20 protein-coding genes are annotated in these 22,663 nt (G+C 61.6%); 18 read left to right on the top strand and 2 right to left on the bottom strand.

Annotated elements, in window-relative coordinates; translation table 11 throughout:
- Positions 1–6 precede the first annotated feature (6 nt).
- The 15 genes from sdhA to QWE_RS02380 all read left to right on the top strand — a co-directional run bounded on the left by sdhA (position 7) and on the right by QWE_RS02380 (position 16,572).
- Positions 7–1,851: a succinate dehydrogenase flavoprotein subunit gene (gene sdhA / locus QWE_RS02310; protein ID WP_006724457.1), complete on the top strand. Its 1,845-nt coding sequence runs from the start codon at positions 7–9 to the stop codon at positions 1,849–1,851.
- Positions 1,852–1,866: 15 nt separating this feature from the next.
- The gene (locus QWE_RS02315; RefSeq protein WP_006724458.1) at positions 1,867–2,646 is read left to right on the top strand and encodes a succinate dehydrogenase iron-sulfur subunit; all 780 of its coding nucleotides are present in this window, start codon (positions 1,867–1,869) and stop codon (positions 2,644–2,646) included.
- A 182-nt stretch (positions 2,647–2,828) separates the two neighbouring features.
- A complete protein-coding gene (locus QWE_RS02320) occupies positions 2,829–3,359 on the top strand; it encodes a protease inhibitor Inh/omp19 family protein (RefSeq protein WP_006724459.1) in 531 nt (176 codons plus the stop codon).
- Positions 3,360–3,420: 61 nt separating this feature from the next.
- Positions 3,421–4,596, top strand: coding sequence for a cell division protein ZapE (zapE, locus tag QWE_RS02325; RefSeq protein ID WP_006724460.1), 1,176 nt, complete (start codon positions 3,421–3,423; stop codon positions 4,594–4,596).
- Positions 4,597–4,757: 161 nt separating this feature from the next.
- Complete coding sequence (mdh, locus tag QWE_RS02330; protein WP_006724461.1) at positions 4,758–5,720, top strand: malate dehydrogenase; 963 nt, start codon at positions 4,758–4,760, stop codon at positions 5,718–5,720.
- Positions 5,721–5,765: 45 nt separating this feature from the next.
- On the top strand, positions 5,766–6,959 hold the full coding sequence (gene sucC, locus QWE_RS02335; protein WP_006724462.1) for an ADP-forming succinate--CoA ligase subunit beta: 1,194 nt from the start codon (positions 5,766–5,768) through the stop codon (positions 6,957–6,959).
- A gap of 17 nt (positions 6,960–6,976) precedes the next feature.
- A complete protein-coding gene (gene sucD / locus QWE_RS02340) occupies positions 6,977–7,879 on the top strand; it encodes a succinate--CoA ligase subunit alpha (RefSeq protein ID WP_006724463.1) in 903 nt (300 codons plus the stop codon).
- Between the two features lie 159 nt (positions 7,880–8,038).
- The gene (locus tag QWE_RS02345) at positions 8,039–11,035 is read left to right on the top strand and encodes a 2-oxoglutarate dehydrogenase E1 component (RefSeq protein WP_006724464.1); all 2,997 of its coding nucleotides are present in this window, start codon (positions 8,039–8,041) and stop codon (positions 11,033–11,035) included.
- Positions 11,036–11,092: 57 nt separating this feature from the next.
- Positions 11,093–12,322, top strand: coding sequence for a 2-oxoglutarate dehydrogenase complex dihydrolipoyllysine-residue succinyltransferase (gene odhB / locus QWE_RS02350; RefSeq protein ID WP_006724465.1), 1,230 nt, complete (start codon positions 11,093–11,095; stop codon positions 12,320–12,322).
- 12 nt (positions 12,323–12,334) lie between these two features.
- Positions 12,335–12,748, top strand: coding sequence for an MAPEG family protein (locus QWE_RS02355; RefSeq protein ID WP_006724466.1), 414 nt, complete (start codon positions 12,335–12,337; stop codon positions 12,746–12,748).
- Between the two features lie 8 nt (positions 12,749–12,756).
- Complete coding sequence (locus QWE_RS02360) at positions 12,757–13,251, top strand: hypothetical protein (RefSeq protein WP_006724467.1); 495 nt, start codon at positions 12,757–12,759, stop codon at positions 13,249–13,251.
- On the top strand, positions 13,248–13,997 hold the full coding sequence (locus QWE_RS02365; protein ID WP_006724468.1) for an SDR family oxidoreductase: 750 nt from the start codon (positions 13,248–13,250) through the stop codon (positions 13,995–13,997). Before QWE_RS02360 ends, QWE_RS02365 begins: the two co-directional genes overlap by 4 nt.
- Before the next feature lie 24 nt (positions 13,998–14,021).
- Entirely contained in the window at positions 14,022–15,428 is a 1,407-nt protein-coding gene (gene lpdA, locus QWE_RS02370; protein ID WP_006724469.1) for a dihydrolipoyl dehydrogenase, read from the top strand.
- A gap of 129 nt (positions 15,429–15,557) precedes the next feature.
- The gene (locus QWE_RS02375; RefSeq protein ID WP_006724470.1) at positions 15,558–16,055 is read left to right on the top strand and encodes a cytochrome b; all 498 of its coding nucleotides are present in this window, start codon (positions 15,558–15,560) and stop codon (positions 16,053–16,055) included.
- A 16-nt stretch (positions 16,056–16,071) separates the two neighbouring features.
- Complete coding sequence (locus QWE_RS02380; protein WP_006724471.1) at positions 16,072–16,572, top strand: DUF2867 domain-containing protein; 501 nt, start codon at positions 16,072–16,074, stop codon at positions 16,570–16,572.
- Here the strand turns inward: QWE_RS02380 and QWE_RS02385 are convergent.
- Together QWE_RS02385 and QWE_RS02390 are read right to left on the bottom strand one after the other, a co-directional pair.
- Entirely contained in the window at positions 16,553–17,551 is a 999-nt protein-coding gene (locus QWE_RS02385) for a TraB/GumN family protein (protein WP_420804540.1), read from the bottom strand. The genes QWE_RS02380 and QWE_RS02385 overlap by 20 nt on opposite strands.
- Positions 17,552–17,734: 183 nt before the next feature.
- Positions 17,735–18,658: a tyrosine recombinase XerC gene (locus QWE_RS02390; protein WP_006724473.1), complete on the bottom strand. Its 924-nt coding sequence runs from the start codon at positions 18,656–18,658 to the stop codon at positions 17,735–17,737.
- 142 nt (positions 18,659–18,800) lie between these two features.
- On the opposite strand from QWE_RS02390, the gene QWE_RS02395 reads away from it, so the two are divergent.
- From QWE_RS02395 to QWE_RS02405, 3 genes are all read left to right on the top strand, one after another.
- Positions 18,801–19,697 carry a GNAT family N-acetyltransferase gene (locus tag QWE_RS02395; protein ID WP_040299374.1) on the top strand — a complete coding sequence of 299 codons (897 nt, stop codon included), beginning with the start codon at positions 18,801–18,803 and terminating at the stop codon, positions 19,695–19,697.
- A gap of 60 nt (positions 19,698–19,757) precedes the next feature.
- The gene (locus QWE_RS02400) at positions 19,758–21,971 is read left to right on the top strand and encodes a primosomal protein N' (protein WP_006724475.1); all 2,214 of its coding nucleotides are present in this window, start codon (positions 19,758–19,760) and stop codon (positions 21,969–21,971) included.
- 114 nt (positions 21,972–22,085) lie between these two features.
- A complete protein-coding gene (locus QWE_RS02405) occupies positions 22,086–22,469 on the top strand; it encodes an AGROH133_08824 family phage infection protein (protein ID WP_006724476.1) in 384 nt (127 codons plus the stop codon).
- Positions 22,470–22,663 lie beyond the last annotated feature (194 nt).

Below are 22,663 nucleotides of genomic sequence, written 5' to 3' on the forward strand. Positions count from 1 at the left end.
ATCAACATGGCAACCATTCACAACTTCGCCCAGACCGGCAAAGCCTATACCTATGTTGACCATTCCTACGACGTCGTGGTCGTCGGCGCCGGTGGTGCTGGCCTTCGCGCGACGCTCGGCATGGCCGAACAGGGCTTCAAGACGGCCTGCATCACCAAGGTCTTTCCGACCCGTTCGCACACCGTTGCGGCCCAGGGCGGTATCGCTGCTTCGCTGAACAACATGACGCCCGACTGCTGGCAGTGGCACCTCTACGACACCGTCAAGGGCTCCGACTGGCTCGGCGATGTCGACGCCATGCAGTATCTCGCCATGGAAGCGCCGAAGGCGGTCTATGAGCTCGAGCATTACGGAGTGCCGTTCTCGCGTAACGAGGAAGGCAAGATCTATCAGCGCCCCTTCGGCGGTCACATGCAGAACTATGGCGAAGGCCCGCCGGTACAGCGCACCTGTGCTGCTGCCGACCGTACCGGTCACGCCATCCTGCACACGCTTTACGGCCAGTCGCTGCGCAACAATGCCGAGTTCTTCATCGAGTATTTCGCGCTCGATCTGATCATGTCTGACGATGGCAGCCGCTGCACCGGCGTCGTTGCCTGGAACCTCGACGACGGCACGATCCATCGCTTCTCCGCGAAGATGGTCGTTCTGGCGACTGGCGGTTATGGCCGCGCCTACTTCTCGGCAACGTCCGCTCACACCTGCACCGGTGACGGCGGCGGCATGATTGCCCGCGCGGGTCTTCCGCTGCAGGACATGGAGTTCGTCCAGTTCCACCCGACCGGCATCTACGGCGCCGGCTGTCTGATCACCGAAGGCGCACGCGGCGAAGGCGGTTATCTCGTCAACTCCGAGGGCGAGCGCTTCATGGAGCGCTATGCTCCGTCCGCCAAGGACCTTGCCTCGCGTGACGTCGTCTCGCGCTGCATGACGATGGAGATCCGTGAAGGCCGCGGCGTCGGCAAGAACAAGGATCACATCTTCCTGCATCTCGACCACCTTGATCCCGCCGTCCTGCACGAACGCCTGCCTGGCATCTCGGAATCGGCCAAGATCTTCGCCGGCGTCGATGTGACCCGCGAGCCGATCCCGGTTCTGCCGACTGTTCACTACAACATGGGCGGCATTCCGACGAACTATTGGGGCGAAGTGCTGAACGCCGACTCCAACAATCCGGAACGCATCATTCCGGGCCTGATGGCCGTCGGTGAAGCTGGTTGCGCCTCGGTGCACGGGGCAAACCGTCTCGGCTCGAACTCGCTGATCGACCTTGTCGTCTTCGGTCGTGCGGCTGCGATCCGGGCTGCTGAGGTCATCGACCGCACATCGCCGATCCCGGCGCTCAACGTCGCTGCCTGCGACAAGATCATGGACCGCTTTGACAACACGCGTCATGCTTCGGGCCAGACCCCGACCGCCGTGCTGCGTGACAAGATGCAGCGCGCCATGCAGGAAGACGCGGCCGTCTTCCGGACACAGGAATCGCTTGAAAGCGGCTGCCAGCGTCTGTCGGCGATCTGGAAGGAGCTGCCGGATATCAAGGTCACCGACCGTTCGATGATCTGGAACTCGGATCTGGTCGAGACCCTCGAGCTGCACAACCTCATGGCCAATGCGATCACCACGGTCTATGGCGCCGAGGCCCGCAAGGAGAGCCGCGGTTCGCATGCACGCGAAGACTACACCTCCGGTCCGTTTGGCGGTCGCGATGACGAAAACTGGCGCAAGCATACGCTGGCCTGGGTTTCGGAAGCGGGCGACGTTAAGCTCGACTACCGTCCTGTTCATACCGAGCTCATCGCTGAAGGCATCGATCCCCAGAAGATCGCGCCCAAGGCTCGCGTCTACTGATTTGAGGAACTCATCATGGTAGAACTCGCTCTCCCCAAGAATTCCCAGGTCACCGAAGGCAAGGTCTGGCCGAAGCCGGCTGGCGCCAAGAACGTTCGCGAATACCGGGTCTATCGCTGGAATCCGGATGACGGCGCCAATCCGCGCATCGATACCTACTACATCGATGTCGACGATTGCGGCCCGATGGTTCTCGATGGCCTTCTCTACATCAAGAACAATATTGACCCGACGCTGACGCTGCGCCGTTCCTGTCGTGAAGGCATCTGCGGCTCGTGCGCGATGAACATCGACGGCACGAACACGCTCGCCTGCACCAAGGGCATGGATGAGGTGAACGGGACCGTTAAGGTCTATCCGTTGCCGCATATGCCTGTGGTCAAGGATCTGGTGCCTGATCTCTCGAATTTCTACGCCCAGCATCGTTCGATCGAGCCCTGGCTGCAGACGGTGTCGCCGCCGCCAGCGAAGGAATGGAAGCAGAGCCACGAGGATCGCCAGAAGCTCGACGGTCTCTACGAATGCATCCTTTGCGCCTGCTGCTCGACCTCCTGTCCGAGCTATTGGTGGAACGGCGACCGCTATCTCGGTCCGGCTGTCCTGCTGCAGGCCTATCGCTGGCTGATCGATTCCAGAGATGAAGCGACGGGCGAGCGCCTCGACAATCTCGAGGATCCCTTCCGCCTCTATCGTTGCCACACGATCATGAACTGCGCGCAGGCCTGCCCGAAGGGGCTGAACCCGGCCAAGGCGATCGCGGAAATCAAGAAGATGATGGTCGAGCGTCGCGCCTGAGCCACATTGTCAAAAGAATGAGAGGCCGCCCGGAACTGTTTCGGGCGGCCTTAATTTATCCTTATAGTGCCGGCTATCGATCGGGCGCGATATGGAACTTGATTAACCATATTCACGTAACATATTTAAAACCCAGTTGTACGGCAGGTTGCGGCGCAGGTCGCGAGAGCGGGAGTATAATGATGAAATTCAGCCATGCAGTCACCGGAGCAGCCATCCTTCTGGCGCTCGCGGGGTGCCAGCGTACATCCTACAGCAACATGAATTCCGCCAACAGCGCTCTTCCGCCGCTGCAGGCCCAGCCGGTACCCTCGGTACAGTCCGGCCAGCTTCCGCCGCCCGGCTCGGCTGATCCCAACCAGTTCCCCGCTGCTCCGGCCACGAATACGGCGGCTGCTGTCGGCGCTGCCGGTGCACCGGCCACCGCGCTCGACGTCACCAAGGAATCGATGGTCGGCAACTGGCGCGTCCAGAGCGCCGGCGCAAGCTGCGACATGTTCCTGACGCTCACCAACCTTGGCAGCGGCTCGCGTGGTGGCACCCGCGGCTGTGCTGGCGAACTCACGACGATGGGTTCTTGGGAAGTGGCAGGCGGCAAGCAGGTCGTGCTCAAGGACCGCAACGGCAATACGATCGGCAGCCTCTACAAGACCGCCGATGCCAGGTTCGACGGCAGCACCGCGTCCGGCCAGCCGGTCAGCCTCAGCCGCTGATCCTCTTCTCCATTCCTGCGGTGGCCCGCCTTGGGCCACCCTCCGGGCGGGACATTCATTCATGCAGCCAGTTCCTGACTACGGCTTGAGCGTCGTCGAGCAGTTGCGCGCGATGACGGAGGCGGGGACACTTCAGCCTGATCGCCATCAGTTCGGCGTTGCCGAGAAGCTTGACCGTATCCTGACGGAGTTCAAGGCGCGCAAACCGGCTGCCAAGAAGAGTGCGCTGGGCTGGATGTTTGCCCAGCGGCGCAAACAGGAAATTCCCATCAAGGGTCTTTATGTCCATGGCAGCGTCGGTCGGGGCAAGACCATGCTCATGGATCTGTTCTTCAAGCTCGCACCCGTCGAGAAGAAGCGCCGCGCGCATTTCCACGAGTTTATGGCCGACGTGCACGGGCGGATCCATGCTCATCGCCAGAAGGTGAAGGCCGGCGAAACGAAGCAGGCCGATCCCGTGCCGCCGGTTGCGGCAGCACTTCGCGAAGAAGCGCAGCTTCTCTGCTTCGACGAATTCACGGTGACCGATATCGCCGATGCGATGATCCTTGCTCGTCTGTTCACCGAGCTTTTTGCGCGGGGTTGCACACTGGTGGCAACCTCGAATGTCGAGCCTGATAATCTCTACCGCGACGGCCTCAACCGGGGGCTCTTTCTGCCCTTCGTCGATCTTCTGAAGAAGAATGTCGATGTCTCGACGCTCGACTCTCCCACTGATTACCGTCTCGAGAAGATGGAGAGCCTTCCGGTCTATATCGCGCCGCTCAACGACGCGCCGAAGATGATGGACATCGCCTGGAAGCGTGTGACGGAGGGGGCGCCCGAGGTCGCGGTCACCATCGAGATGAAGGGGCGGACCATAGAGATCCCGCGTGCGGCTGGCCGGGCTGCGCGCTTCAGCTTCCGCGATCTCTGTGAGCGTCCGCTTGGCGCATCCGATTATCTGGCGATCGCCAAGCGCTTCGATGTGGTTTTCGTTGAGAACATTCCGCATCTCGGCCCCGAGAAGCGCAATGAGACGAAACGCTTCATCATCCTGATCGATGCTCTTTATGACGCCAGTGTGCGGCTTTTCGCGTCAGCCGTTGCGATGCCGGAAGCCCTTCTGACGGAAAAGAAGGGCACCGAAGGCTTTGAATTTGATCGAACAGTTTCGCGTCTTTTCGAAATGCGCAGCGCAGATTACCTTGCGCTACATCAGTCAAAACGTCAAAATCATGACGGCTCAGTGACATAATACTTGACGTTTACGTAAGAATTTTACCTTCTAACCGATTGAAATTGATACACTGAAAATTATCGTTTGCGATTTACACCCTTTGGAGCTATGCGGTTTGTCCACAAGGGCAGGCTAAAACTTGTCTCGACCTTGGTCGCGGATCCAAAAGGAAGTCTACAATGGCGCGCAAAAAGATCGCTCTTATCGGTTCTGGAATGATTGGTGGAACGCTGGCGCATCTCGCCAGTCTGAAGGAACTGGGCGACATCGTCCTGTTCGACATTGCTGACGGCATCCCCCAGGGCAAGGGTCTCGACATTGCCCAGTCCGGTCCGGTCGAGGGCTTCAATGCCAAGCTTTCCGGTGCGAGCGACTACGCCGCGATCGAAGGCGCTGATGTCTGCATCGTGACTGCCGGCGTTGCCCGCAAGCCGGGCATGAGCCGCGACGATCTGCTCGGTATCAACCTCAAGGTCATGGAACAGGTCGGCGCTGGCATCAAGAAGTACGCGCCTGATGCCTTCGTTATCTGCATCACCAACCCGCTCGACGCGATGGTCTGGGCCCTGCAGAAGTTCTCCGGCCTCCCGGCCAACAAGGTTGTCGGCATGGCCGGCGTTCTCGACTCTGCCCGCTTCCGCCACTTCCTGTCGGCTGAATTCAACGTCTCGGTCGAAGATGTCACCGCCTTCGTTCTCGGCGGCCACGGCGACACCATGGTGCCGCTCGCCCGTTACTCCACCATCGCCGGCATCCCGCTGACCGACCTCGTCAAGATGGGCTGGGTGACCAAGGAACGCCTCGAAGAAATCATCCAGCGCACCCGTGATGGTGGCGCCGAGATCGTCGGCCTCTTGAAGACCGGCTCGGCCTACTACGCACCGGCTGCTTCCGCCATCGAGATGGCCGAGTCCTACCTCAAGGACAAGAAGCGCGTCCTGCCTTGCGCCGCCTACCTCACCGGCCAGTACGGCGTGAAGGACATGTATGTCGGCGTACCGGTCGTCATCGGTGAAGGCGGCGTTGAGCGCATCATCGAAATCGACCTGAACAAGGCCGAAGAAGAAGCCTTCCAGAAGTCCGTCGGCGCCGTTGCCGGCCTCTGCGAAGCCTGCATCAACATCGCTCCGGCTCTCAAGTAATTGCCTTAGCCCCACTATCGGGCGACCCAGAACAGGGACACGACAATGAACATTCACGAATATCAGGCCAAGGCTCTTCTGAAGAGCTTTGGTGCACCGGTCGCCGAAGGTGTGGCGATCTTCTCCGCGGAAGAAGCCGAAGCCGCCGCAAAGCAGCTGCCGGGCCCGCTCTACGTCGTCAAGAGCCAGATCCACGCTGGTGGCCGCGGCAAGGGCAAGTTCAAGGAACTGTCGCCGGACGCCAAGGGCGGCGTTCGCCTCGCTTTCTCGATCGATGAAGCCAAGGCGCATGCCAAGGAAATGTTCGGCAATACGCTGGTGACGGCCCAGACCGGCGACGCCGGCAAGCAGGTCAACCGTCTCTACATCGAAGACGGTGCCGACATCGCCCGCGAACTCTACTGCTCGCTGCTCGTCGACCGCTCGGTCGGCCAGGTTGCCTTCGTCGTCTCGACGGAAGGCGGCATGGACATCGAAGCCGTCGCCCATGACACGCCGGAAAAGATCCACACGATCGCAATCGACCCGGAAACTGGCGTCACCGACGCCGACGTTACCAAGATCTCGGCTGCGCTGGAGCTGACCGGCGCTGCTGCGGAAGACGCAAAGTCGCTCTTCCCGATCCTCTACAAGGCCTTTGTCGAGAAGGACATGGCTCTGCTCGAGGTCAACCCGCTGATCGTCATGAAGAATGACCATCTGCGCGTGCTCGACGCCAAGATGTCCTTCGACGGCAACGCGCTGTTCCGCCATGACGACGTTCGCGCGCTGCGCGACGAGACCGAAGAAGACGCCAAGGAAATCGAGGCCTCCAAGTGGGACCTCGCTTACGTGGCCCTCGACGGCAATATCGGCTGCATGGTCAACGGTGCCGGTCTCGCCATGGCGACGATGGACATCATCAAGCTGTACGGCAAGGAGCCGGCAAACTTCTGCGACGTCGGCGGTGGCGCTGGCAAGGAGAAGGTCGCGGCTGCCTTCAAGATCATCACCGCTGACCCGAAGGTCGAGGGCATCCTCGTCAACATCTTCGGCGGCATCATGAAGTGCGACGTCATCGCGGAAGGCGTCATTGCCGCCGTGAAGGAAGTCGGCCTGAAGGTTCCGCTCGTCGTGCGCCTCGAAGGCACCAATGTCGAACTTGGCAAGAAGCTCCTGAACGAATCCGGTCTCGCGATCACCGCGGCCGACGATCTGGACGACGCTGCCAAGAAGATCGTCGCGGCGATCAACGGCTAATCTGAGGAACCTATTCGATGTCCATTCTTGTAAACAAGAACACCAAGGTCCTCGTTCAGGGCCTGACCGGCAAGACCGGCACCTTCCACACCGAACAGGCGCTTGCCTATTATGGCACGCAGATGGTCGGCGGTATCCATCCGAAGAAGGGTGGCGAAAACTGGACCGGCTCCAAGGGTGAAACCCTGCCGATCTTCGCAACCGTTGCCGAAGCCAAGGAAAAGACCGGTGCAGACGCATCCGTGATCTACGTTCCTCCGGCAGGCGCTGCCGACGCCATCATCGAGGCGATCGACGCCGAGATCCCGTTCATCACCTGCATCACCGAGGGCATCCCGGTCATGGACATGGTGCGGGTCAAGGCAAAGCTCGACAAGTCGAAGTCGCGTCTGCTCGGCCCGAACTGCCCGGGTATCCTGACGCCGGAAGAGTGCAAGATCGGCATCATGCCGGGCTCTATCTTCCGCAAGGGTTCGGTCGGCATCGTGTCGCGCTCGGGAACTCTTACCTATGAAGCGGTGTTCCAGACGTCGAACGAAGGCCTCGGCCAGACGACCGCTGTCGGTATCGGTGGTGACCCGGTCAAGGGTACCGAGTTCATCGACGTGCTCGAGATGTTCCTGGCCGATCCGGCCACGACCTCGATCATCATGATCGGCGAAATCGGCGGCTCGGCTGAAGAAGATGCAGCCCAGTTCCTGATCGACGAAGCCAAGAAGGGCCGCAAGAAGCCGATGGCTGGCTTCATCGCCGGTCGTACGGCGCCGAAGGGCCGCACCATGGGCCATGCCGGTGCTGTCGTTTCCGGTGGCAAGGGCGACGCCGAATCGAAGATCGAAGCCATGGAAGCTGCCGGCATCAAGGTTTCGCCTTCGCCGGCACGTCTGGGCAAGACCCTGGTCGAAGTCCTCAAGGGCTGAGACCTGACGAAAATCAAGCCAGGCGAAGGGTTGGGCCTCCAATCCTTCGCCTGGACTTCGCATATTTAAGGCGATTCGCTTTTGCGGTCGTGAGCGGCAGGCCGGGCATCCGGTCATCAATTCAAGTCGGGAGGCGAGCCGAGACGCTCGCGAAGCACCATGGGTAGGCAAGAAGCCAACGAGCAGTTTCTGATCACGTCCTTCCTCGACGGATCGAATGCGGCCTATATCGAACAGCTTTACGCACGCTATCAGGAAGACCCCTCCTCGGTCTCCGACGAGTGGCAGGCTTTCTTCAAGGCCCTCGCCGACAATCCCGGTGACGTGAAGAAGGCAGCCTCCGGCGCCTCCTGGAAGCGCAAGAACTGGCCGATCGCCGAAGGCGGCGACCTCGTCAACGCGCTCGACGGCAACTGGGGCGTCGTCGAGAAGGCGATTGAGAAGAAGGTCCAGGCCAAGGCCGAGGCGACCGCAGCCTCGACCGGCAAGGCCGTGTCCGAAGCCGAGGTGCTGCAGGCAACGCGCGACAGCGTGCGCGCCATCATGATGATCCGTGCCTATCGCATGCGCGGCCACCTGCATGCCAAGCTCGATCCGCTGGGCCTCGCCGCCCCGGTCGAGGACTATGATGAATTGTCGCCGACGTCCTATGGCTTCACCGAGGCCGACTACAGCCGCAAGATCTTCATCGACAACGTGCTGGGCCTGGAATACGCCACGATCCCGCAGATGCTCGACATCCTGCAGCGCACCTATTGCTCGACGCTCGGCGTCGAGTTCATGCATATCTCCAATCCGGAAGAAAAGGCCTGGATCCAGGAGCGTATCGAGGGCCCCGGCAAGGGCGTCGAGTTCACGCCGAACGGCAAGAAGGCCATTCTGCAGAAGTTGATCGAGGCCGAAGGCTTCGAGCAGTTCATCGACGTCAAGTACAAGGGCACCAAGCGCTTTGGCCTCGACGGCGGTGAATCCCTGATCCCGGCGCTCGAACAGATCATCAAGCGTGGCGGCCAGGAAGGCATGGAAGAAATCGTGTTCGGCATGGCCCATCGCGGTCGTCTGAACGTTCTGTCCCAGGTTATGGGCAAGCCGCATCGCGCCATCTTCCACGAATTCAAGGGCGGCTCCTTCAAGCCCGATGAGGTCGAAGGCTCCGGCGACGTCAAGTACCACCTCGGCGCCTCCTCGGACCGCGAGTTCGATGGCAACAAGGTGCACCTGTCGTTGACGGCCAATCCGTCGCACCTGGAAATCGTCAATCCGGTCGTCATGGGTAAGGCCCGCGCGAAGCAGGACCAGCTCGCCAAGGTTTGGGAAGGCGATGTCATCCCCCTCAAGGAGCGCGCCAAGGTTCTGCCGCTGCTTCTGCACGGTGATGCGGCCTTTGCCGGTCAGGGCGTCGTTGCCGAAATCCTCGGTCTCTCCGGTCTGCGCGGTCACCGCGTCGCCGGGACGATGCACTTCATCATCAACAACCAGATCGGCTTCACCACCAATCCGGCCTTCTCGCGCTCGTCGCCCTATCCGTCCGACGTTGCCAAGATGATCGAAGCGCCGATCTTCCACGTCAATGGTGACGATCCGGAAGCGGTCGTCTATGCGGCCAAGGTCGCGACCGAATACCGGATGAAGTTCCACAAGCCTGTCGTCGTCGACATGTTCTGCTATCGCCGCTTCGGTCATAACGAAGGCGATGAGCCGTCCTTCACGCAGCCGAAGATGTACAAGGAAATCCGCGCCCACAAGACCGTGGTCAACATCTATGGCGAGCGTCTGATCGCCGAGGGCCTGATCACCGAGGGCGAACTCGAGAAGATGAAGGCCGATTGGCGCGCCCATCTCGAGCAGGAGTTCGAAGCCGGTCAGAGCTACAAGCCGAACAAGGCCGACTGGCTGGACGGCGTTTGGTCGGGTCTCAGGACTGCCGACAATGCCGACGAGCAGCGCCGTGGCAAGACGGCTGTGCCGATGAAGCAGCTCAAGGAAATCGGCCGCAAGCTGTCGACCATTCCCGAGGGCTTCAAGGCGCACCGCACGATCCAGCGGTTCATGGACAACCGCGCGCAGATGATCGAAACCGGCGAAGGCATCGACTGGGCCATGGGCGAAGCACTCGCCTTCGGTTCGCTTGCCGTCGAGGGCCACAAGATCCGCTTGTCCGGCCAGGATTGCGAACGCGGTACCTTCTCGCAGCGCCATTCGGTCCTCTACGATCAGGACACCGAAGAACGCTACATCCCGCTCGCCAATCTCGCCCCGAACCAGGCGCGCTATGAAGTCATCAACTCGATGCTGTCGGAAGAGGCCGTTCTCGGTTTCGAATACGGCTATTCGCTCGCCCGTCCGAATGCGCTGACGCTCTGGGAAGCCCAGTTCGGTGACTTCGCCAACGGGGCGCAGGTCGTCTTCGACCAGTTCATCTCGTCGGGTGAACGCAAGTGGCTGCGCATGTCCGGTCTCGTCTGCCTTCTGCCGCACGGCTACGAAGGCCAGGGTCCGGAACACTCTTCGGCCCGCCTCGAGCGCTGGCTGCAGATGTGCGCCGAAGACAATATGCAGGTCGCGAACGTCACGACGCCGTCGAACTACTTCCACATCCTGCGCCGTCAGATGAAGCGTGACTTCCGCAAGCCGCTGATCATGATGACGCCGAAGTCCTTGCTGCGCCACAAGCGCGCAACGTCGAGCCTTGCCGAAATGGCCGGCGAAAGCTCCTTCCACCGCCTGCTGTGGGACGATGCCGAGGTCATCAAGGACGGCCCGATCAAGCTTCAGAAGGATGCGAAGATCCGCCGCGTCGTCATGTGCACGGGCAAGGTCTATTACGACCTGCTCGAAGAGCGCGAAAAGCGCGGCATCGACGACATCTACCTGCTGCGTATCGAACAGCTCTACCCGTTCCCGGCCAAGGCGCTCATCAACGAGCTGTCGCGCTTCCGCAATGCGGAGATGGTCTGGTGCCAGGAAGAGCCGAAGAACATGGGCGCCTGGTCGTTCATCGATCCTTATCTGGAATGGGTGCTTGCCCATATCGACGCCAAGTACCAGCGCGTGCGCTACACCGGTCGTCCGGCTGCTGCCTCGCCGGCAACGGGCCTGATGTCGAAGCACCTCGCCCAGCTCGAAGCCTTCCTTGAGGACGCTCTGGGCGGTTGATCCGCCCAGTCTTCTCCTCGCAGACCGTAACGTTCTCTGACCAACGGAATTGAGATCATGGCCACTGAAATCCGCGTACCCACCCTCGGCGAATCCGTCAGCGAAGCCACTGTCGGCACCTGGTTCAAGAAGGTCGGCGACACCGTGAAGGCCGACGAACCGATCGTCGAACTGGAAACCGACAAGGTGACCGTCGAAGTCCCGGCTCCCGCCTCTGGCGTGCTGACCGAAATCGTCGCCCAGAACGGCGAGACCGTCGGTCTCGGCGCGCTGCTCGGCCAGATCGCTGAAGGCGCTGCCGGTTCCGCCGGTGCTGCTGCCCCGGCTCCCGCTGCTGCGCCTGCACCTGCTGCTGCCCCGGCTCCGGCCGCTGCTGCTCCGGCCGCTTCTTCCGCCATGCCGGCTGCTCCGGCTGCCGCCAAGCTCGCTGCCGACAACAACATCGCGACCGCCGATGTCGATGGTTCCGGCAAGCGTGGCCAGGTGCTGAAGGGCGACGTGCTCGCCGCCATCGCCAAGGGCAGCTCCGCTCCGGCGCCGACCGCAGCCCCGGCTGCTCCGCGTCCGGCATCTTCCGGTGACGATGCCTCCCGTGAAGAGCGCGTCAAGATGACCCGTCTGCGCCAGACGATCGCCAAGCGCCTGAAGGATGCCCAGAACACGGCCGCCATGCTGACCACCTATAACGAGGTGGACATGAAGGCGGTCATGGATCTGCGCAACCGCTACAAGGACATCTTCGAAAAGAAGCACGGCGTGAAGCTCGGCTTCATGGGCTTCTTCACCAAGGCCGTCACGCATGCGCTGAAGGAACTGCCGGCCGTCAACGCCGAAATCGACGGCACCGACATCATCTACAAGAACTACTGCCATGTCGGCGTTGCCGTCGGCACGGACAAGGGTCTCGTCGTTCCGGTCGTGCGCGATGCCGACCAGATGTCGATCGCCGAGATTGAGAAGGAAATCGGCCGCCTCGGCAAGGCTGCCCGTGACGGCCAGCTGTCGATGGCCGACATGCAGGGCGGCACCTTCACCATCTCGAACGGTGGCGTCTATGGTTCGCTGATGTCCTCGCCGATCCTGAATGCACCGCAGTCGGGTATCCTCGGCATGCACAAGATCCAGGAGCGTCCGGTCGTCGTTGGCGGCCAGATTGTCATCCGTCCGATGATGTACCTCGCCCTCTCCTACGATCACCGCATCGTTGACGGCAAGGAAGCGGTGACCTTCCTCGTTCGCGTCAAGGAAAGCCTTGAGGATCCGGAACGTCTGGTTCTGGATCTCTGAGGAAGTCTCACGATGGAGCCGGTATCCGCTTCCGCCTCTCCGCTCACCCTGCTCCTTGCCTGGAGCGTGGTCTTGCTGGTGGCGCATGTCCTCCTGCAGGGCATGCTTGCTACCAGGGAGCTGGGCACGGAGTGGAATGCCGGCCCTCGTGATGAAGGCAAACAGCCGGAGAGCAAGCTTGCCGGCCGCGCAGCGCGGGCGTCCTCGAACTTCCGCGAAACCTATCCGGCCTTCGTCGCGCTTGCGGCAGGGCTTCTGTTCACGGGCGAGACCTCCGGTCTCGGCCTTATCGGCGCGATCGTCTGGTTTGTCGGGCGCATCGTTTACTACCCGCTCTATCTGGCGGGCATTCCCTATATCCGCTCGCTCGTCTGGCTCGCCGCCATGGCCGGCCTCGGCTTGATGTTCCTCGCGCTGGCGTTTTGAGGTGAGGCATGGGCGCGTCGTCAGGAGCAACCGTCCTTCTTGCCGCGCTCGCGCTGTCTGATGCGGCTATGGCCGCCGATTGCCTGATTGAAAAAGCCACCTACCGCGAAGCCGAAACCGGTGTCGAGCTGGTCTTTGCTACTGCCAGCGGCGAGAATACGCCTGTTTCCCATGGGTTCAGCACCGAAATCGGCACTTTCAAGCTCAATGGTCACGTCATGTTCGATCCCGAAATCGAGCGTCCCATCGGCATGCTGATGAACAATTGCCCCGAGGGCGACGTGACTGGGGCAACGATTGCTGCCTGCACCGTCTGGAAGGGCATCGTCTATGGCATCGACGAGACGACCGGCCATGTCGATGTCCTCCCGCTGGAAGGCGCCGACGCGCCCGATGCGCTTCTCTTGCCCGGCTTTGGCCCTGCCATCCTGTCGTTTGTCGTCGGGAAAGGCATGGAAAGCGCGCCCTGGGATGTCTTCGAGTTCAAGGGATGCGCCTCATGACCAGCCGTCCCCTTCTCCTCGTCACGGGCGGTAGCCGCGGCATCGGTGCAGCCGTCTGCCGAAAGGCGGCAGCGCAGGGCTACGACCTGCTGGTCAATTATCACTCGAATGCAATCGCGGCTGAGGCGGTTGCGGCTGACTGCAGGGCTTTCGGCGCGAATGCCGAGGTTGTCCAGGGCGATACCGCGACAGAGGCCGGCATCGAAAGCATCTTCCAGGCGGTTGACCGCCTTGGATCGCTCTATGGTCTCGTCAACAATGCCGGCGTCGTCGATGTCACTGCGCGGGTCGAGGATTTCGACCGGGCGCGGCTCGACCGGATTTTTGCCGTCAATGTGATCGGCAAGATCCGCTGCGCCACGGAAGCCGTGATGCGCATGTCGACGAAACATGGCGGGCAGGGTGGCGTGATCGTCAATATCTCGTCCATGGCTGCCGTGATCGGGAGTTCAGGCCAGTATGTCGATTATGCCGCGGCCAAGGCTGCGGTCGATACCTTTACTGTGGGCTTGTCCCGCGAAGTCGCAACCGAGGGCATCAGGGTCAATGCCATCAGGCCCGGGATCATCGATACCGAAATTCACGCATCCGGCGGACTGCCGGACAGGGCGCGCGATCTGGCCCCAATCGTTCCGATGCAAAGGCCCGGAACGGCCGACGAAGTGGCCGACAGCGTGCTCTATCTCCTCTCGCCTCAGGCATCCTATGTCACGGGTGCCATCTTGAATGTCAGCGGCGGTCGGTAACCGTCGAAAACGAAGGAAGCTCCCATGTCTTATGATGTCATCGTTATCGGCTCCGGCCCCGGCGGCTATGTCTGCGCCATCAAGGCCGCCCAGCTCGGCATGAAGGTCGCCGTGGTCGAGAAGCGCGCCACCTATGGCGGCACCTGCCTCAACATCGGCTGCATCCCATCCAAGGCCCTGCTGCACGCGTCGGAAGTCTTCCACCATGCTGCCCATGGCATGGCCGATCTCGGTGTCGAAGTCGGCGCACCGACGCTGAACCTTGAAAAGATGATGGCGCACAAGGATGCGACCGTGAAGTCGAACGTCGAGGGGGTTTCCTTCCTGTTCAAGAAGAACAAGATCGACGGCATCCAGGGCACCGGCAAGATCCTCGGCGCCGGCAAGGTCGAAGTCACCAACGACAAGGGCGAAGTCCAGGTTCTCGAAACCAAGAACATCGTCATCGCAACCGGTTCTGACGTCGCCGGCATCCCGGGCGTTGCCGTCGAGATCGACGAGAAGGTCATCGTCTCCTCGACCGGCGGTATCGCGCTTGAAAAGGTCCCGGCTAAGATGATCGTCGTCGGCGGCGGTGTCATCGGCCTCGAACTCGGTTCGGTGTGGTCGCGTCTCGGCGCCAAGGTCACCGTTGTCGAATATCTCGACACGATCCTCGGCGGCATGGACGGCGAAGTGTCCAAGCAGTTCCAGCGCATTCTCGCCAAGCAGGGCATCGAGTTCAACCTCGGCGCCAAGGTCACCGGCGTCGAGAAGTCGGGCGAAGGCGCCAAGGTCACGTTCGAGCCGGTCAAGGGCGGTGAAGCCCAGACGCTCGACGCCGACGTCGTGCTCGTCGCCACCGGCCGCAAGCCCTATACGGCAGGCCTCGGCCTCGAAGAATCGGGCGTTGCCCTCGACAATCGCGGCCGCGTCGAGATCGACGGCCACTACCGCACCAATGTTGCCGGCATCTATGCCATTGGCGACGTGGTCAAGGGCCCGATGCTCGCCCATAAGGCAGAAGACGAAGGCGTGGCACTCGCCGAAATTCTCGCCGGCCAGCATGGTCACGTGAACTATGATGTCATTCCGGGCGTCGTCTACACCCAGCCGGAAGTAGCCTCCGTCGGCAAGACCGAGGAAGAACTGAAGGCTGCCGGCGTATCCTACAAGGTCGGCAAGTTCCCGTTCACCGCCAATGGCCGTGCGCGCGCCATGCAGGCCATGGACGGCTTCGTCAAGGTTCTCGCCGACAAGGACACCGACCGGGTTCTGGGTGTGCACATCATCGGCCTCGGCGCCGGCGAGATGATCCACGAAGCGGCCGTTTTGATGGAATTCGGTGGCTCGTCGGAAGATCTCGGCCGCACCTGCCATGCGCATCCGACCATGTCGGAAGCCGTCAAGGAAGCAGCACTCGCGACCTTCTTCAAGCCGCTGCATATGTGAGCCTGCTGACCTGACATAGGTAAATTATTATATTTCGGTAAGGTTGAAGGCCGTCGCTTGTGCGCCAAGCGGCGGCCTTTATCATGGTCGCACAAAGCCTCCCTTCGAACCTAACGAAAGGCAAAGATCATGGCCCTCGCACCCGCTTCCTACGCAACGTCGCAGAAGGCCCTTCACTGGCTGATGGCTCTGCTCATCCTGTTCAACCTCCTCTTCGCCGAGGCGATGGAGGAGGTTGCCGAAGCCTATGAACGCGGCGAGGTGCCGTCGCCTGACGATCTTACCTTCGCGAACATCCATGCCTATGTCGGGATCAGTGTGCTCTGTCTCGGGGCCATCCGTATCGTGTTGCGGCTCATCAAAGGCGCGCCTTCGGCACCGCCGGAAGAGCCACCGGTCTTGCGTCTCGCTGCCAAACTCGCCCATGGCACCTTCTATGCGCTCTTCTTCATGCTGCCGCTCAGTGGCATCGGCGCCTATTACTTCGGCAATGCGACGGCGGGTTTCGTGCATGGCGGCCCGCTGAAGAGCCTGATGTGGCTTTTGATCGCGGTGCATATCCTGGCGCTTCTGGTACACCAGTTCTACTGGAAGACGCCGGTCGCCACGCGCATGACGCGAGGGTGACGGCAAGGGAGGACTGATGGGTCTCGTCGTTGAACAGCGTGTCATGCTTCCGCATCCCGACCTCCCCGAAGCCGACTGGGCGGACAGCTATGGCGTCCGGCTCGATGGATCGGATCTCGATCCGATGGAGGTCGCCCGGGATTTGATGGGTCGGGCACCGAAGTGGGTCGGGGCTCTCCTCAAGATCCGGAACCTGATCGTCGGTTTCTTCGGATTGAAATCCGCTGAGCTAGAACTGACGGGCCAGGACAGGATCGGTGGTTTTCCGGTTATTGCCCATGACGGCGATCATGTGCTGCTCGGCTTCAACGACAAACATCTCGATTTCCGGATCATCGTTGCAGTCGAGCCGGAGGGCACCGGACATCAGTATGTGTCGCTGACGACCCTCGTTCGGCGCCACAATCTCTTCGGCCGGATCTACATCCTCGTCATCACGCCGTTTCACAGGCTGATCGTGAAGACATTTCTGAAGCGTTTTGCCGATTCAAGAGGTCTCAGCCGTCGATCCGCGTGACGGTATAACCCTGGCTGCGGATCAGTTCGACGAGACCTTCCTCGCCCGGCAGATGAAGGGCACCGACGGCGATGAAAGCATTGCCCTTTTCCAGATGCTGCTTGCTGCCCTCGGCCATGACAAGGTTGCGATCTCGGACGATGCGGGTCTCGAAGGCGGCATAGGCGCTTTCATCTTCGCCGGCTGCCGTGGGAGCGGCAACCTTCAGCAAGGGCATGGTCATGCCGATGTCACCGGCGAGGTAAAGTTCGGTCATCGTTTCGATGACGTCTTCCATCTTGTCGCCCAGTTCGATCGTTTCAATCAGTGCCTTGAAATGGAAATCGACGGGCAGGTCAGCCATGGCTTCCAATTGCTCGACCAGCGTTTCAAGGCCGGCCACCGGCTTATCCGCGGCGACGGCATCTTCGGCAATCTGCTTGTCCAGGAAGGAGGCGCCGGCCGCCTTGCGGGAAAGCTCGCAAGCCGGGAGCGCCACGAAGCTTGCCAGGATCCAGGGCTTCATCTTGGCAACGGCGCCCAGCGCCAGGCCGCGCTCTTTCAGTCCGGCTTCCAGTCGCTGGAGTTCCTCGGCGTCGAGATGGTCCTTCACCGACTTACCATCGGTGAACATGGTCAGTTCGGGATGCATGAGAAGCGAGGCCGCGGCCTTCTTCTCGTCGAGGATCTCATCCGATTCGATCACCACGACATCAGCGGCGGCGGCCGCCTCACTGGCGCCTTGCGGCATGGTGAGAACGCGGGGGTCGGTGACATGCATGGTGCCGAGCAGGTAGGAGGGTTTAAGCCCGTCCTTTTCAATCTTCCAGAAAATGCCCTGGCCGTTCGGAACCTTGGCCGCCTCGGCGCGGATCTTCGCGAGCTCTTCCGGTTGTTCCGTCTCCATGGCGAGAAGCAGGTTTTCGCCATGGCAAGCGACGTCGGAGGCACGGGCGGGCGCGACCGCCACAAGTGCAGCGAGCAGGAGGGCGAAAACCATAAGAGGCAGTGCGCCTGTGATCCAGAGACCGATCTCGGACAGCGAAAGGCGCGGCAGGCTCGGCCGCAGAGCGAAAAGGCGGTGCGCGTTCATGTCATCTCCTGTCAGACGTTGCGGACAATAGGAGTGATCGCCCTCATGTTCGATTAACGATCTTGGTTAACGCAGGTCTGGTTGCACGCGTCAGGCGCGGGGATGGGCGCGATCGTAGATGTCCAGAAGCCGGGCACTGTCTACGCCGGTATAGATCTGCGTGGTCGACAGGCTCGCATGGCCAAGCAGCTCCTGGATCGTCCTCAAGTCCCCGCCGCTGCCGAGGAGATGAGTCGCGAAGGAGTGGCGAAGCGCATGGGGTGTGGCCGAATCCGGCAGGCCGAGGGCCGAGCGCAGCTTCTGCATCTCGCGCTGGATGATCGCCGGCTGAAGCGGGCCGCCCCGGGCGCCTCGGAACAGCGCAGCACCGGGTTCCAGATGATAGGGGCAGAGCTTGTAGTAGGTTTCCACAGCTTCCATCACCACGGGAAGCAGGGGCACCAGCCGCGTCTTGCCGCCCTTGCCGGTGATGCGCAGGGTGGTCGGCCGGCCCTGGAAGACGTCGGGTGTCAGACCGAGGGCTTCGGAGATGCGCAGCCCGCAGCCGTAGAGCAGGGAAAGGACAGCCGCGTCGCGCGCCGCAATCCAGGGCTCCTCGTTCATTTGTGTATCGACCGCGACGACGGCCAAAGCCTGACGGCCACTCAGCGGCTTGGGCAGGGATTTCGGCTGCTTCGGCGAGCGGATCGCGCTCGCACCTGCTGCGTTCACCAGCCCCTTGCGTTCCAAGTGGCGCAGGAAGGAGCGCAGGCCGGCGAGATGGCGGCCGAGGGACCGGGCGCCGTCCCCTTCCTTGCGGCGATGGGCGAGGAAGCCGCGCAGGTCTGCCGGGCGCAAGGCCTTGATGTCATCGATCCTTACCGTCCCACCGACATGGCCTGACAAGAATTGCAGAAACTGGCGCGTGTCGCGTTCATAGGCGTCGAGCGTGTTGGCCGACAGGCGGCGCTCGGCGCCGAGGCTTTCCAGCCATGCGGCGCGTTCGCCGAGAAGTTTTTCGTCTGCCGGGATCAATTGCGCGCCTTTTGCGTTGTTGGCTGTTGGCCACCCGGCTCACGATGGCGCGGGAGGGTTAACGAAAGACGAATTCCGGGGCTGTCATGAACGGATCACAAATGGCTGCCAGAAGACCCATGGAATTCTGGCGAGGTAAATGCTGATGCGCCGCTCTCCCGCTTCCGCCTTGTCGAGCGTTACCGACACCCTGTCGCTCCTGTCTCACGGGCGCCCCGGACATATCGTCGATACGCTGATCGCCGAGCGAGGGCAAAGGCTCGTCGAGCATCCGCTCTGGCCGGCAATGCGTCCCTTTCTTTATAGCGTTCTGCGTTACGACAAGGCGATCCAGTTCGCCAATGATGTCGCAAATCTCCCGGGGCCGCAGGTGTTCGACTATCTGAGTGCGGCCCTTGGCCTTAATATCCAGGTACGGCACGCCGACCGCATCCCGTCATCCGGTGGCTTCATCCTGGTCAGCAATCATCCGACCGGCATTGCCGATGGGGTCGCGATGTATGATCTGCTGAAAGATCGCCGTCCCGACATGACGTTCTTTGCCAACCGCGATGCCATCAGGGTCAACCCGCGGCTTGCCGAGATCATCATTCCGGTCGAATGGCGCGAAGAGCACAAGTCGAAGCTGAAGGCGCGCGAGACGCTGAAGCTCACCACGCGCGCCATAGAAGAGGGCAGGGCCACAATACTCTTTCCCTCGGGCCGCATCGCCTACTGGGACGAGGGCAAGCTCAACGAGCGGCCCTGGAAGACGTCCGCGATTTCTCTCGCGCGCAAATACAATCTGCCTATTCTGCCGGTGAACATGAAGGCCCGCAATTCCGGCCTGTTCTACTGGTTCGCCCGCTGGTCGACGGAGCTGCGCGACATGACCGTCTTCTACGAGCTTCTGAACAAGCGCGGCGGTCGCTTCGATTTCACGGTCGGCAACCTCATCCCGGTCGAAGCTCTCGACGGCGATCCCGCCGAGGTGACCAAGGCGCTGGAAGACTTTACCGTCCACGGCTTGCCTACCGACCCCGACCGCAGTTTCCGCTGATCTTCCCCGTCACATAAAGCCTGTTTTCTTTCCGGTCCTCAGGGGGCAAGTTGCAGCCCGATGAAGGACGATTCGGAAAGCCTGTTCGGGGAGCTGTTCGACACACCGCGCCGCAAGGTGGTGCCGGTGCTCGTGCCCATGCCCGCGCCAACGGCCTATAGTTATGCCGTGCCCGATGGGCTGACGATCGAGCCGGGTGCCATCGTGCAGGTGCCGCTCGGGCCACGACAGGTCATCGGCGTCGTCTGGGATGGCGGCGAGAACACATCAGTCGATCCGAAGAAGCTGAGGGAAATCACGAAGGTCTTCGATTGCCCGCCGCTCGACCAGGATATGCGCACCTTCCTCGATTGGGTGGCAGCCTACACCCTGTCGCCGCCTGGCTATGTCGCCCGCATGGCGCTCCGGGCGCCTGCCGCCCTGGATCCGGATCCGATGATCGAAGGCCTGCGTTATGCCGGCTATGAGCCAGAGCGGCTGACGCCGGCCCGCCAGAAGGTGCTGGAAATAGCAGCGGATGGCCTCTCCTGGACGAAGAGCGGGCTTGCCCATGCGAGCGGCGTCTCGACCAGTGTTATCGATGGTCTCGTGAAGCAGGGTGTGTTCGAACAGGTTTTCCTGCCGCCGCCGCCGCTGGTTGCGGCTCCAGACCCTGACTATGCCGAAAGCCGGCTCGCCGGCCCGCAAAAGGAGGCGGCCGAAGAGATTCTTCAGAGCCTGAGCAAAGGCGGCTTTCACGTCTCTCTCATTGATGGCGTGACGGGCTCAGGCAAGACGGAGGTTTATTTCGAGGCGATCGCCGAGACGCTGAAACAAGGCAAGCAGGTGCTGATCCTGCTGCCGGAAATCGCGCTGACAGCCAATTTCCTCGAACGCTTCCAGGATCGTTTCGGCTCCAAACCTGGTGAATGGCATTCGGATCTCGCGACCCGCACCCGTGAAAAGGTCTGGCGCCAGGTGGCGACCGGCGAGATCCGTGTCGTGGCCGGTGCGCGTTCGGCGCTTTTCCTGCCCTTCGAAAATCTCGGCCTGATCATTGTCGACGAAGAGCATGACCCCGCCTTCAAGCAGGAAGACCGCGTCTTTTATAACGCGCGGGACATGGCGGTCGTCCGGGCGCGGATCGCGGGCTTCCCGGTCGTGCTGGTCTCTGCGACACCCTCTGTCGAGAGCCAGGTCAACTGTATCGCGGGCCGCTACACGCGCATCCATCTGCCGACGCGCTTTGCCGATGCGGCCATGCCGGATCTGCATCTCATCGACATGAGGCGTGCGCCGCCCGAACGGGGTGGCTTTCTGTCGCCGATCCTGTTGCGCTCCGTCGGTCAGGCTGTCGAGCGTGGCGAACAGGCGCTGCTCTTCCTCAATCGACGAGGATATGCGCCGCTGACCCTCTGCCGGGTCTGCGGCCATCGCTTCCAGTGCCCGCAATGTTCGAGCTGGCTGGTCGAGCATCGCTTTCGCGGCCAGATCCAGTGTCACCAGTGCGGCTATCATGAGCCGACGCCGAATGCATGCCCGGAATGCGGGACACTCGATCATCTGGTCGCCTGCGGCCCGGGGGTCGAGCGCATCGCCGAAGAGGTGGAGAAACACTTTCCCGATGCCCGCACGCTGGTGCTCTCCTCCGATATTGGTGGCGTCAAGCGGTTGCGCCTTGAGCTCGAGGCGATCGCCAATGGTGAGGCCGACATCGTCATCGGCACGCAGCTCGTGGCAAAGGGACACAATTTCCCGCTGATGACGCTGGTCGGCATCATCGATGCGGATATCGGTCTGTCCAACGGCGATCCGCGTGCTGCCGAACGGACATTCCAGTTGCTCTCGCAGGTGACGGGTCGTGCCGGACGAACAGGACGCAAGAGCCTCGGTCTGTTGCAGACGTTCCAGCCGCAGCATCCGGTCATGCAGGCGATCATCTCAGGCGATGCCGCCGCTTTTTATGAGCGCGAAATTCTGGAGCGCGAGCGGGCGCAACTGCCGCCGTTCGGTCGCCTCGTCTCGATCATCGTCTCCGCCGATAGCCGTGCCGAGGCAGAGGGGCATGCGCGCGGGCTGCGTCAGGCGGCACCCCATGAGAGCGGCATCATGATCCTCGGCCCTGCCGAAGCGCCGCTGGCGCTCATCCGTGGACGGCACCGCTTCAGGCTGCTCGTCCATGGGCGCCGCAACAGTGACATGCAGGCCTTCGTGCGCAGCATGCTCGAGCGGGGGCCGAAGGAACGACGGTCGATCCAGGTGCAGGTGGATGTCGATCCGCAGAGCTTCCTGTAAGCCGATCGCCCGCATTTTCCGACGCCGCGCCTGTGAAATAGGATGCCGAGCCCATACCGCGACCCTGCATTTCATGCCATAAGCCGCGCGGTTTCCTTCAACGCGGGTTGATCCATGGAATTCTACTTTCCCATCGAACTCGGCGAGCAGCTCGCCTTTCTGTCGGCTTCTGCCGCAGCCCTCATCGGATGCTTCGTGCTGTTTGCACCAGGCCTCACCCTGAAGGCGCTTGCGCTTGTTCCGGCGGAAGGCCGTCCGGAAGGGCTGGGAGCCGCGCGATCCATCGGCGGCTTGATCGTCGGCTTTGCCGGGACTGCTCTGCTGCTTGGCCAGCCGACGGTCTATCTGGCATTTGGCGCCGCCGTCGGGCTGTCCGCCTTCGCCCGGATCCTGTCCATCATGTCCGACCAGGGCAGCACCTGGCGCAACCTTCTCCTCCTGGTTGTGCAGGCGGTCATTGCTTCCCTCGCTCTCGCCTATGTCTTTGGTCTGACTTGATCTTCGGTTTGTGGCGGGGCTTTGCCGATATCTCGTCAATTTGACGCAGTTTCGGACAAAAAAAGCCCCAAGGCCTTGCTCTCAAGGAGCAAACCGTTAATACGCGTGTTGCGAGTCTAGACCTGCTATGCTAGACGAACCGCGAAATTCGGAAAACGCAAGTGCAACATGCTTGTGTTTTTGGGGAAAAACAA

It is taken from the genome of Agrobacterium albertimagni AOL15 (genome assembly GCF_000300855.1).
In the GTDB taxonomy this organism is placed as follows: domain Bacteria; phylum Pseudomonadota; class Alphaproteobacteria; order Rhizobiales; family Rhizobiaceae; genus Allorhizobium; species Allorhizobium albertimagni.

Excerpts from the sequence above, each read along its gene's own strand:
- QWE_RS02355 (WP_006724466.1), top strand. The coding sequence starts at position 12,335 with ATGGAGCCGGTATCCGCTTCCGCCTCTCCGCTCACCCTGCTCCTTGCC.
- zapE (WP_006724460.1), top strand. The coding sequence starts at position 3,421 with ATGCAGCCAGTTCCTGACTACGGCTTGAGCGTCGTCGAGCAGTTGCGC.
- sucD (WP_006724463.1), top strand. The coding sequence starts at position 6,977 with ATGTCCATTCTTGTAAACAAGAACACCAAGGTCCTCGTTCAGGGCCTG.
- sdhA (WP_006724457.1), top strand. The coding sequence starts at position 7 with ATGGCAACCATTCACAACTTCGCCCAGACCGGCAAAGCCTATACCTAT.
- QWE_RS02320 (WP_006724459.1), top strand. The coding sequence starts at position 2,829 with ATGAAATTCAGCCATGCAGTCACCGGAGCAGCCATCCTTCTGGCGCTC.
- QWE_RS02375 (WP_006724470.1), top strand. The coding sequence starts at position 15,558 with ATGGCCCTCGCACCCGCTTCCTACGCAACGTCGCAGAAGGCCCTTCAC.
- lpdA (WP_006724469.1), top strand. The coding sequence starts at position 14,022 with ATGTCTTATGATGTCATCGTTATCGGCTCCGGCCCCGGCGGCTATGTC.
- QWE_RS02400 (WP_006724475.1), top strand. The coding sequence starts at position 19,758 with ATGAAGGACGATTCGGAAAGCCTGTTCGGGGAGCTGTTCGACACACCG.
- QWE_RS02315 (WP_006724458.1), top strand. The coding sequence starts at position 1,867 with ATGGTAGAACTCGCTCTCCCCAAGAATTCCCAGGTCACCGAAGGCAAG.
- mdh (WP_006724461.1), top strand. The coding sequence starts at position 4,758 with ATGGCGCGCAAAAAGATCGCTCTTATCGGTTCTGGAATGATTGGTGGA.
- QWE_RS02360 (WP_006724467.1), top strand. The coding sequence starts at position 12,757 with ATGGGCGCGTCGTCAGGAGCAACCGTCCTTCTTGCCGCGCTCGCGCTG.
- QWE_RS02365 (WP_006724468.1), top strand. The coding sequence starts at position 13,248 with ATGACCAGCCGTCCCCTTCTCCTCGTCACGGGCGGTAGCCGCGGCATC.
- QWE_RS02380 (WP_006724471.1), top strand. The coding sequence starts at position 16,072 with ATGGGTCTCGTCGTTGAACAGCGTGTCATGCTTCCGCATCCCGACCTC.
- QWE_RS02385 (WP_420804540.1), bottom strand. The coding sequence starts at position 17,551 with ATGGTTTTCGCCCTCCTGCTCGCTGCACTTGTGGCGGTCGCGCCCGCC.
- QWE_RS02345 (WP_006724464.1), top strand. The coding sequence starts at position 8,039 with ATGGGTAGGCAAGAAGCCAACGAGCAGTTTCTGATCACGTCCTTCCTC.
- sucC (WP_006724462.1), top strand. The coding sequence starts at position 5,766 with ATGAACATTCACGAATATCAGGCCAAGGCTCTTCTGAAGAGCTTTGGT.
- odhB (WP_006724465.1), top strand. The coding sequence starts at position 11,093 with ATGGCCACTGAAATCCGCGTACCCACCCTCGGCGAATCCGTCAGCGAA.
- QWE_RS02405 (WP_006724476.1), top strand. The coding sequence starts at position 22,086 with ATGGAATTCTACTTTCCCATCGAACTCGGCGAGCAGCTCGCCTTTCTG.